The sequence below is a fragment of the Nonomuraea sp. MTCD27 genome, assembly GCF_041950495.1.
Lineage (GTDB): Bacteria > Actinomycetota > Actinomycetes > Streptosporangiales > Streptosporangiaceae > Nonomuraea.
On record NZ_JBGNUW010000001.1, the window covers coordinates 440,669 to 451,276 of the forward strand.

Annotated in this window: 7 protein-coding genes; 4 read left to right on the forward strand and 3 right to left on the reverse strand. The window is 74.3% G+C overall.

What is annotated here, in order from left to right; genetic code table 11:
- Positions 1-33: 33 nt before the first annotated feature.
- The gene (locus ACBJ59_RS02150; protein ID WP_375108453.1) at positions 34-837 is read left to right on the forward strand and encodes a DUF3152 domain-containing protein; all 804 of its coding nucleotides are present in this window, start codon (positions 34-36) and stop codon (positions 835-837) included.
- Between the two features lie 24 nt (positions 838-861).
- Here ACBJ59_RS02150 and ACBJ59_RS02155 read toward each other — a convergent pair whose 3' ends face one another.
- Positions 862-1,437, reverse strand: coding sequence for a TetR/AcrR family transcriptional regulator (locus tag ACBJ59_RS02155; protein ID WP_375108454.1), 576 nt, complete (start codon positions 1,435-1,437; stop codon positions 862-864).
- A gap of 111 nt (positions 1,438-1,548) precedes the next feature.
- Between ACBJ59_RS02155 and ACBJ59_RS02160 the strand changes: the two genes are divergently transcribed.
- Both ACBJ59_RS02160 and ACBJ59_RS02165 read left to right on the forward strand, forming a co-directional pair.
- On the forward strand, positions 1,549-2,337 hold the full coding sequence (locus tag ACBJ59_RS02160) for an SDR family oxidoreductase (RefSeq protein ID WP_375108455.1): 789 nt from the start codon (positions 1,549-1,551) through the stop codon (positions 2,335-2,337).
- Between the two features lie 86 nt (positions 2,338-2,423).
- Positions 2,424-3,545 carry an MBL fold metallo-hydrolase gene (locus ACBJ59_RS02165; protein ID WP_364129379.1) on the forward strand — a complete coding sequence of 374 codons (1,122 nt, stop codon included), beginning with the start codon at positions 2,424-2,426 and terminating at the stop codon, positions 3,543-3,545.
- 43 nt (positions 3,546-3,588) lie between these two features.
- Here the strand turns inward: ACBJ59_RS02165 and ACBJ59_RS02170 are convergent, their stop codons facing one another.
- Complete coding sequence (locus ACBJ59_RS02170) at positions 3,589-7,305, reverse strand: AAA domain-containing protein (RefSeq protein ID WP_375108456.1); 3,717 nt, start codon at positions 7,303-7,305, stop codon at positions 3,589-3,591.
- Between the two features lie 65 nt (positions 7,306-7,370).
- Here ACBJ59_RS02170 and ACBJ59_RS02175 point away from each other — a divergent pair, with 65 nt between their 5' ends.
- The gene (locus ACBJ59_RS02175; RefSeq protein ID WP_375108457.1) at positions 7,371-8,285 is read left to right on the forward strand and encodes a pirin family protein; all 915 of its coding nucleotides are present in this window, start codon (positions 7,371-7,373) and stop codon (positions 8,283-8,285) included.
- On the opposite strand, the gene ACBJ59_RS02180 is transcribed toward ACBJ59_RS02175, so the two are convergent.
- Positions 8,282-10,588, reverse strand: a complete 2,307-nt coding sequence (locus tag ACBJ59_RS02180) for a protein kinase (protein WP_375108458.1) — start codon at positions 10,586-10,588, stop codon at positions 8,282-8,284. The two genes, ACBJ59_RS02175 and ACBJ59_RS02180, sit on opposite strands and share 4 nt — an antisense overlap.
- Between the last annotated feature and the right edge of the window lie 20 nt (positions 10,589-10,608).

The following is a 10,608-nucleotide window of genomic DNA, read 5'->3' on the forward strand; positions in this document are numbered from 1 at the left end:
ACCTCCCCACCGTGATGTCGTGGGGAGGCCGCCTTGCCGCTGCTCGCACCGCCGCTGCCACCGCCGCTGCCACTGCCGCCGCCACTGCCACGGTCGCTGCCACGGTCGCTGCCGCTGCCGCCGCTGCTCCTGCTCCTGCTCGTCACGGCCGCCGGCTGCGCCACCACCACCGAGCCGGCCGCGCCACCACCACCGAAACCGGCGGCTCCGACGTCGCCGCTCACGTCGCCGCTCACGTCGCCGCCCACGTCGCCGCCGAAGCCGCTCGCGCCCCGGGCACCGGAGCCGGCTCCGGTCGAGGTGCCGCACAGGGCCTCGGGCCGGTACGCGGTCGTCCCCGGCACCGCCCCCGCCCGGCGGGGCCGCGGGGCGGTGGTGCGGTATCTGGTCGAGGTGGAGCGCGGGCTGCCGTTCGATCCGGGCGAGTTCGCCGCGGAGGTGCACAGGACGCTCAACGACGTACGCGGCTGGGGCCGCTTCCAGCGGGTCGACCACGGCCCGGTACGGGTGCGCGTCGCCCTGTCCAGCCCCGGCCTCACCAGCCGCCAGTGCCGCCCGCTGCGCACGGGAGGCGAGCTGTCCTGCTGGAACGGCCGCCGCTCGGTCATCAACGCCCTGCGCTGGGCGACGGGCGTCCCGCACTACGGCGCGGACCTGGTCGCCTACCGCCGCTATCTCATCAGCCACGAGGTCGGCCACGGCCTGGGGCACCGGCATCGCCCCTGCCCGGGGCCCGGCCGCCTGGCCCCGGTCATGACGCAGCAGTCGAAGTCGCTGGGCCGGTGCCGCCCGAACCCGTGGCCCTTCCCGCATCGCGGGCGGGACGAGGAACGCTGAGCGGAGGCTCCGGCGGGCCCGGTTTCAGGCCAGGCCGCGCCCCGTGCCGACGCCGCGCAGCAGCGTGTCGACCAGGCGCGCGGCCAGGGCGTCCGGCTCGCCGTCGCGGACCTGCGCCGACTCGTGGATCAGCGCGTAGTACACGCGCTTGGCCCACTGCGGGTCCACGTCGCCGCGCAGCACCCCGGCCTCCTGGGCCCTGCTGAACAGCCGCTCGCAGCGCTCCTCGACGTCCGCGTGCACCCTGGCCACCTCGGGGTCGGCCGACAGCGCGCGGCTCATCGCGAAGTTCCAGTCGCTCTTGACCCGCAGCACGTTGGCCGTGACCTGGTAGAGCGCGACCAGCGGCGGCGTGGTGTCGGGGTTGGCGGCCTCCACGGCCTCGGCGAACTGCCGGGTGGCCCACGCCGCCATCGCGTCCACCAGCGCCTCGCGCGAGGCGAAGCGCCGGTGCACGGTCGTGCGCGCCACCCCCGCCGCCTCGGCGATCTGCTCCATGCTGGCCGCCGGGTTCCTGCTGAGCACGCGCTCGGCGGCCTCCAGGATCGTGCGCACCGTGCGCTCGGCGTCGGACCGCAGTGCCCTGGTCGTGTCACTCACGCCCCACAGAGTACGGCATCGTCCCCATTAACCTTCAACTTGCGTCACTGATGTTGCAAGTCGTAGGGTCATGGCATCACGACTGATGCGACTAATACGGGAGAACATGCCATGGACATGGGACTGACCGGCAAGACCGCCGTGGTGACGGGCGCGAGCAGAGGCATCGGGCTGGCGATCGTACGGGCGCTGACCGGCGAGGGAATGCGCGTCGTTGCCGCCTCCCGGACGATCTCGCCCGCGCTGAAGGAGACCGGCGCCACCCTGGTGACCGCCGACCTGTCCACCGCTCACGGGCCCGAGGAGCTGATCGGCCGGGCGCTGGCCGAGCTGGGCGAGATCGACCTCCTGGTCAACAACGTGGGCGGCGGCGACTCGGCCGGGGATCTCGTCGGCGGGTTCCTGGACACCGGCGACGAGGTGTGGCGCCAGGTCCACGACCTGAACTTCCTCAGCGCCGTACGCGCCACCCGCGCCGCCGTCCCGAGCCTGCTCCGGCAGCGCGGCACGGTGATCAACATCTCCTCCAACAGCGCCCGGATCCCGCACACGGGGCCCGTCGCGTACGCGACCGCCAAGGCCGCGCTGACCGCGTTCGGCAAGGCGCTGGCGGAGGAGTTCGGCCCGCAGGGGGTGCGGGTGACCACGGTCTCGCCCGGCGCCACCCGCACCTCGATGTGGGAGGCCGAGAACGGGTACGGCGCCGCCGTCGCGGCGGCCCACGGCGTGGAACACGAGCACTTCCTGGCGGGGCTGCCGTCGAACGCCGGGATGACGACCGGTAGGTTCGTCGAACCGGACGAGGTCGCCGCGCTGGTGACGTGGCTGGCATCGCCGCACGCGGGAAGCGTCAGCGGCGCCGACTACGTCATCGACGGTGGAGCGATCAAAACCGTCTGACCTATCGCGATATATCGTAGAAGAGGACTACCGGGGAGTCCCGTTCGGCCGAGCGGGACGCAGAGAATTCCAGGGGAGAGTGGGCGATGGCAGGAAAGCGGACGGCACGGCGGATCCTCGCGGGCGGCGCGGCCCTCGCCGCGGCCGGCTGGGTGTTGCGCGAGGTGCCCGCCGAGCTGGGCGTGCGGCCGCTGACGTCGGGGCCGGACCGGGCGGCCAGGATACGCCGCTCGCCGCAGTTCAGGAACGGCACGTTCGTCAACACGATGCCCGAGGCGACGACCTTGATGACCACGCCGCCCGTGAGCCTGGTCGGCGAGCTGGCCAAGGACCGGGAGCGGCGCCGGCCGGGCGGGATCGTGCCGCTGCGCGTTCCGCCGTCCGACCCGCCGCCCGCCGACGGGGTGCGCGCCGTCTGGTACGGCCACGCCTCCACGCTGGTGGAGATCGAGGGCAAGCGGGTGCTGTTCGACCCGGTGTGGAGCCGGCGGCCCTCTCCCTCGCAGCTCGTCGGCCCGAAGCGGCACCATCCGGTGCCGGTGGAGCTGGGCGAGCTGCCGCAGGTCGACGCGATCGCCATCTCGCACGACCACTACGACCACCTCGACATGGCCACCGTGCGCTCGCTGACCCGCACCCAGAGGGCGCCGTTCCTGGTGCCGCTGGGCATCGGGGCGCACCTGGAGCGGTGGGGCGTGCCGGCATACCGGATCATCGAGCTCGACTGGGAGGAGGAGGCGACGGTCGCGGGGCTGCGCTTCGTCGCCACGGCGGCCCGCCACTTCTCGGGCCGGGCGTTCACCCGCAACGACACGCTGTGGGGGTCCTGGGTGGTCGCCGGGGCGGCCAGGCGGGTGTTCTACGCGGGCGACTCCGGATACTTCGCGGGATACCGGGGCATCGGCTCGGCGCACGGGCCGTTCGACCTGACGCTGATGCCGATCGGCGCCTACAGCCCGGCCTGGCCGGACATCCACATGAACCCCGAGGAGGCCGTCAACGCCCACCTCGACCTGGGCGGCGGGCTGCTGCTGCCGGTGCACTGGGCGACGTTCACGCTGGCCCTGCACCCGTGGGCGGAGCCGGTCGAGCGGCTGTGGCTGGAGGCCAAGGCCCGCGACGTCGAGATCGTCGTGCCCCGGCCGGGCGAGGCGGTGGACACCTCCGCCGCCCCGCCGGTGGAGGGCTGGTGGGAGACGCTGAGCTGAACCGAGGGGCGGGAGACCCGGGGTTCTCCCGCCCCCCGGGGCTTCAGCCGCGCCGGTCCAGCTCCCCGCCCGGCGACCGCTCCGGCGCGGCAGCGGTTCCGGGGGCGGGGGCGGGCCCAGAGGCGGGCCCAGCAGTGGGCGCCGGTTCAGGGGTGGGATCGGTCTCGGCGACCGCCCGCTCGTACGCCCGGCGCAGCTTGTCGGCCTCGGCCTGCGGGTCGTGGAACCAGTTCGTGGACCACAGGCGGTGGAAGTTCCAGCCGATCCGCTCCAGGTGCTCCTTGCGCAGCCGGTCCCGGTCGCGGACGCTGCGCGAGTCCCGGTACGAGGCCCCGTCCGCCTCGATGGCCAGCACCATCTTGTCCGGGTCGCGGGGATGGGTGGCGGCGAAGTCGACGCGGAAGCCGCCCACGCCGTACTGGGGCACGACGGTGATGCCGTACCCGGCCAGCCGGTCCCGGACGTCGGCCTCGAACGGGTTGAGCGCCGTCCCGCCGGAGGCGTCGGCCGGGGTGCCGCCCGAGCCGGCGTACTCCAGGTAGTCGGCCAGCAGCCGGGCCCCGGCCTTGGTGACCCGGGCGGGGTCCACGTCGTGGCTGGAGAAGGAGCTGACCAGGGTCAGCCGGTGCTTGGCGCGGGTGGCGGCCACGTTCAGGCGGCGCTCGCCGCCGTCGCGCAGCAGCGGCCCCCACTGGTAGCGCATGCGGCCGTCGCGGTGCTTGCCGTACCCGACGGTCAGGATGATCGCGTCACGCTCGTCGCCCTGGACGCGTTCGAGGTTCTTGACGAAGAACGGCTCGGGCGCGTCCTCGGCGAAGAACTCCTCCAGCTCCGGATGCCCGGCCAGCGCCTCCCGCAGTGCCTGATCGACGCGCTCGGCGTGGCGCATCCCGAGCGCGATCACGCCGAGCGACTCGCCGGGGCGGGCGCGGGCGTGGTCGAGCACGAGCTCCACCACCTTGCCCACCTCCCCGTCCCCCTCCACCGGTGAGTGCTCGACCACCACGTGCCGCAGGCAGTCACCCCGCGACACGCCCGGGAACGTGGTCAGGGCGCCGCCGTAGATGCGCGCGTTGGAGAAGGCCACGAGCCGCTCGTCCCTGCTGCGGTAGTGCCAGGTCAGCGGCCACGTCGGCAGCAGCGGCCGGAGCGCGTCGAGCACCGACTCGAACCCGGCCCCGAACGACACCAGACTCTCCTCGTCCTCGCCCTCCTCGGCGCCGTCGGCGACCTGACGGAAGAAGTTCGTCGGCGGAAGCTGCCGGTCGTCCCCGGCGACCACGATCTGGTGCGCCCGCATGATGGACGGGACCGCGTCGGCGGGCACGATCTGGCTGGCCTCGTCGAAGATCACCACGTCGAACAGCCGGGTCGTGGGCAGCACCTGGCTGACGATCAGCGGGGACATCGCCCAGCACGGCTTGAGCGCGAACAGCACGTCGCCCGCCTGGTCCAGCAGCCGGCGCAGCGGGAGATGGCCCCGCCGCAGGGCGGCCTGCTTGCGGATCACCCGGGCCTGCAGCGGGTGCCGGTCCTCGGCGTCGCTCAGCCTGACGGCCCACGCCCTGCGCACCCTGGCCCGGTTGGCGGCCTGGTGCCGGACGTCGCGCTCGCGGAAGTCCCCGGCGATCTCGTCCAGCGCCTCGCCCCGCTCGGCGGCGTAGCGGGGGTCGCTCACCCTGACGTGGTCGAGCACCGAGGAGTGCCAGACGTGGTCGAACGCGGCCGCGGCCAGCCCGGCGTCCGCCTGCTTGCGGGCCAGGTCGTCGAGGAGCTGGCCCAGGCCCAGGCCGTCGAGGCGCATGCCGAGCTCGTACAGCCTGGGCAGCTTCCACGCGGTGTCGCGGTCGTCGCAGAGCGCGGCGAGCGCCTCCTCGGGGTCGTCGGGCACGCGTACGTAGGCGCGCAGCGAGGTGAGCCGCTCCTCGCACTCGCCCTGGAGGCGCAGCAGGTCGCCCAGGTCGGGCGGCGGCCACGGCGGCTGGCCCGGCTCCCCTTCCGCGCGGAGCCCGTCCCACTCCCCGAGCTGGGCGGCCGCCCGCGCGAGCGCGGCGTGCAGCTCGGCGCGTTCCGGCTTGGCGGTGCCCAGCCACAGCGCCCGCGCCCGTTTGCGCAGGGCGTGCCGCTCCCGCAGCCCGGCCTGGGCGCGTTCCCCCGTGGCCTCGGCCAGGCGTGCCGGCCCGGCCTCGAAGACGCGCGGCGACAGCCGCCGCATCGTCTCCGCGACCCCGGCGAACAGCCGCAGCCGCTCCAGCCGCTCGCGATGCCCCTCCGGCTCGCGCAGCCCGGCCGCGGCGCACGCCTGGCCCACCCGGTAGGCCAGCAGCGGCAGCAGGTGCGAGTGCAGCCGCGAGGCCAGGTCGCCGGCCTGCCGGGCCTGCTCGGGGGTGCGCAGCGCGGCGCCGTACCAGGGGGTGCCGCCCGGCCGCAGCGTGAAGCCGCCCAGGTGGGCGAACTCGCGCAGCTCGTCCCTGATGCGGTCGGCCGCCTCCGCGTCGATCCGCCGCGGGTCCGTCAGCCGTACGGGCGTGCGCGCCTGCGCGGGCACGCCGAGCAGCGCCGACTGGATCTGGAACGCCGACAGCCCCCACGGCTCGTGCGGCTCGTGCAGCCCGGCGACGTGCCGCGACAGCCGCCGCTGCCGGTCCACCAGCCGCCGGTCCAGCTCCTGCTCCGGCCCCTCGGTCACGGTCTGCGCCAGGTCCAGCGTGTCGCCCAGGTCGCGGGCGATGCGCAGCCTGTCACGGGTGCCCTCGTGGATGTCGAGCACCAGGTCGCCCAGGTCGGCGCCCTTGAGCCGGGACAGTACGGCGTCGATGGCGGCCCGCTTCTCGGCCACGAACAGCACTTTCCTGCCCTTGGCGACGAGCGCGGCGATGAGGTTCGCGATGGTCTGGCTCTTGCCGGTGCCCGGCGGGCCGTGCACGACCAGGCTGCGCCCCGACAGCACGGCGGCGATGGCGCTGCGCTGGGAGGAGTCGGCGTCCAGCACCGAGTAGTCGTCCTGCGGGGAGTCCAGGGCGAGCGCATCGCCGCGGTCGCCCGACAGCAGCTCCTGCGCGCCCGGGTCGCCCGCGATGGCGGCCACCACGTCGCTGTCGGCCAGCAGGTCTCCGGCCGCCTGCATGTCCCTGACCATGGGCAGCTTGGAGTAGGTGAAGGTGCCGATCACCAGCCGGTCCTCGATGTCGAACCCGGGCACCTCGGCCGCCGCCGCGATCGCGCGCAACCGGTCGTGGTCGGCGGCGGCCCGCTCGGGGTCCGCCCCGAAATTCGCGCCGAAGACGGTGGTGAGCTTGTGCAGCAGGACCGGGTTGACCTCGTGCTCGTCGTCGAGGGTGAGGTCGAAGTCGTCGTGCCTGGCCCGGGTGGGGGTGATGGTCAGGCCGCGCAGCAGCACGGGCGCGGCGGGCTCCAGGAACAGCTCGTCCCAGCGGGCCATGCCGGTGGCCAGGTACGCGGCCCTGATGCCGCGCTCCTCCAGCAGCTCGCGGGACTTGCGGTGGATGGCCTGCACGCGCCTGATCGCGTCGGCCCTGACGTCGGTGTCGGAGAACAGCCGGGTGAGCCTGATCGAGCCGGTGCGCAGGAAGCGTTCGAGCTTGTCGGGATCGGCCTGGGCCAGGTCGAGGGTGCCGGCCCGCCGGTCCTTGTAGTAGAGCAGCGTGTTGCGCCCGCCCAGGTCGGTGAGCGCCGATATCCAGTTGGCCTGGGCCGCCTCGATCAGGGTGGCCCTGCGGCTGTCCAATGGCTCTGCCATGAACGTCTCTCCTGCCCTGGTGGGCCCTTTGCAGTCCCGAGGTGGGCAGAACGTACAGTCTTGCCGTGAGCAACCTGGAGCTTGACCCGCGGGAGATCCGCTGTGCCGCCGGCGAGGAGGCCGGCGGCGAGGTGTTGGAGGGGCGCGAGGTGCCGCTGGGCGGGCCGCGCGCGATGGCGGTGAGCAGGACGCTGCCGGGCGCGCACCGGCGCATGATCGGCGCCTGGTGCTTCGTGGACGCGTACGGGCCGCAGACGGCGACCATGCGGGTGCCGCCGCACCCGCACACCGGCCTGCAGACGGTGAGCTGGCTGGTCGCGGGCGAGGTGCTGCACCGCGACAGCCTGGGCACGCTGCAGGAGATCCGCCCCGGCCAGCTGAACCTCATGACCGCCGGGCGCGGCATCTCGCACTCGGAGGAGTCGCCGGAGACGCTGCTGCACGGCGTGCAGCTCTGGGTGGCGCTGCCCGGCGGGCACCGGCACGTCGAGCCGGGCTTCGAGCACCACGCGTCGCTGCCCGTGCTGTCCGGGCCGGGGTTCGAGGCGACCGTGATGATGGGGTCGCTGGGCGGGGTGACCTCGCCCGCGACCGCGTACAGCCCGCTCGTGGGAGCCGAGATCGCCGTGGACGGAGCGTGCGAGGTGCCGGTCGAGCCGGGGTTCGAGCACGGGCTGCTGCTGCTCGACGGCGAGGTGGCGGAGCTGGCGGCGGGGCCGCTGGTGTACCTGCCGCCGGGGCGGTCGGCCGTGCGGCTGTCGGGGCGCGGGCGGGTGCTGCTGATCGGCGGCGAGCCGTTCGGCGAGGAGATCGTCATGTGGTGGAACTTCGTCGGCCGCACCCACGACGAGATCGACGCCTACCGGAAGGAGTGGATGGAGGGCGAGGGGTTCGGCTCCGTCGAGGGGTTCGACGGGGAGCCGCTCCCCGCGCCCGTCCTGCCCGGCACGCGGCTCAAGCCGCGCGGCCGGGTCCGCTAGCGGCGGGTGTAGGTGTAGACGACGTCGAGGCTGGTCGCCTTCTCCGGCACGTCGGCCAGCAGGCGCACCATCCTGCCGGTGAAGTCGATCACCTGGATCTGCTGCCGGTCCGCCGTGCCGTCCGGGCGCACCCAGCACGCCAGGTGGTCGTCGTCGTACCAGGTCGCCAGGCCGGCGCAGGGCGACTCGATCCGCTTCACCTCGGCCCCCGTCCGGGTGTCGTAGACGCAGTTGTTGCCGCTGCGCAGGCCCGGGCAGTCGGTGACGAACCTCTGGCCGGACGGCGAGAACAGCGCGTCGGCCAGGCCCGCGCCCACGTTCGGCAGGCGGCGCACCCGCGTGCCGCCGGCGTCGAAGAAGCGCAGCGCCTGCTGGCCGGCGTCGTTGGACAGGGCGACCACGCCGGTGCCGGTGTGGTCGAAGCCGTAGCGGATGCCCTTGAGCGAGCCCTCCCGCAGCGAGGCGACCTCGGCCTGGCGGGTGTTCACGTCCACGATGGCGAAGCCGGTGGACTGCCAGACGCCCTTGACCGGGTTGCCGACGTTGACCAGCAGGTGGGTGCTGTCCCGCGACCAGGACTGCACGTACGCGCTGAGCGGCTGCCGCGAGGTCCTGACCGTGAACCGCCGGGCCGTGACCTTGTCGGTGATCTCCACGGTGTCGTAGCCGTCGACGAAGCTCTTGCCGCGCTGGGCCAGGTAGCGGCCGTCGGGCGAGAGCATGCTCTCCCAGGTGTTCTTGTAGCCGGTGAACGATCCGGTGAGGGAGTCGCGGGTGTAGTAGACCCAGCCGCCGGACTTGGCGTCCTTGACCAGGTAGGTGGTGAGCCTGATGGGGTCGGCCGGGCTCTCGTAGACGGTGGCGGCGGTGTCGGGGAGCTTGACCGCGGCCAGGTTCGCGGTGGGCACGGGGGTCGGCGTCGGGGACGGGGTCGGCGTGGTCGGGCCGGTGGGGCGGGCCGGCGGCACGGCCGGGAGGTCGACGACGGTGACCGTGACGACGGCGACGGCCGCCAGCAGCGCCACCCCCGCCACGGCCGCCCCGATCAGCCGGCCCCTCCGGTTGCCCGGAAGGGGTTGCGGCGGAGGTGGCAGCGGGGGCGGCGGGTACGGAGCCGTCCCGGGCGGCTGGTGACCGGGGCCCTGGTGGGGCGCGCTGAGGTAGCCGGGCTCCTGGTGGGACGCGCCTGGCCGGCCGGGCCCCTGGTAGGCGGCGTTCTGGTGATCCGGTCCCTGGTAGGCGGCGTTCTGCTGGCCCGGTCCCTGGTCGGCGGCCGGGGGCGGCCAGGGCGCGCCGGCGGGGTGCTGCGGGCCGGATGGGTGGCCGGAGCCGGGCGGCCGCCACTGTGACGGCCCGATCGGCGGCCCGATCGGCGGCCCGATCGGCGGCCCGGTAGGCGGTGGGGGCGGCAGCTGGATCGGCGGCCCGGTAGGCGGTGGGGGCTGCTGCTGGGGGCCGGAGCCGGCGACGGCGGATGCCTGGCGGGGGTCGGTGGAGGGCTGGCGGAGGAGGTGGTGGATCACCTGCTCGGCCGTCGGCCGCCGGGCCGGGTCCTTGGCCAGGCAGGCCGCGACGAGCTCGCGCAGCGGTCCGGTGAGCCGGGACAGGTCCGGCTCGGTGTGGAGGACCCGCTGGATGATCGCCGGCACCGTCTCCGCCTCGAACGGCCCCGCCCCGCCGGCCGCGAACACCATCGTGCTCCCCCACGCGAACATGTCCGCCGCCGGTCCCACCGGCTGGGCGAGGATCTGCTCGGGCGCCATGAACGCCGGCGTGCCCACCGGCATGGACGTGATCGTGGAGGTCGCGTCGAGCGCCCTGGCGATGCCGAAGTCGATCACGCGGGGGCCGTCGCCGGCCAGGATCACGTTGGCGGGGCCGAAGTCGCGGTGCACGATGCCGGCCTGGTGGATCGCCGCGAGGGCGGTGGCCGTGCCGACGGCCAGGCGGTGCAGGGCGGGCTCCGTGCGCGGCCCGTCCTCGGCGACCGCCCGCTGCAGGGACGGGCCCGCCACGTACTCGCTGACGATGTACGGCCGCTCCTCGTGCACGCCGGTGGCCAGCACCTGCGCCGTGCAGAACGGCGCCACCCGCCGCGCCGCCGCGGCCTCCCTGGCGAAGCGCTCCGCCGCCACCGCGTCCCCCGCGAGGTGGGGGCGCAGCCACTTGATCGCCGCCTGTCTCCCCTGCTCGTCCACCCCCAGGTAGACGACTCCTTGCCCGCCCTCCCCCAGCCGTCCGCGGATCTCGTGGCCTCCGAGGCCGGCGGGGTCTCCTGCTCTCAGCTCAGTAATCGACGGCATGTCCGGATTATGAGCGTCGA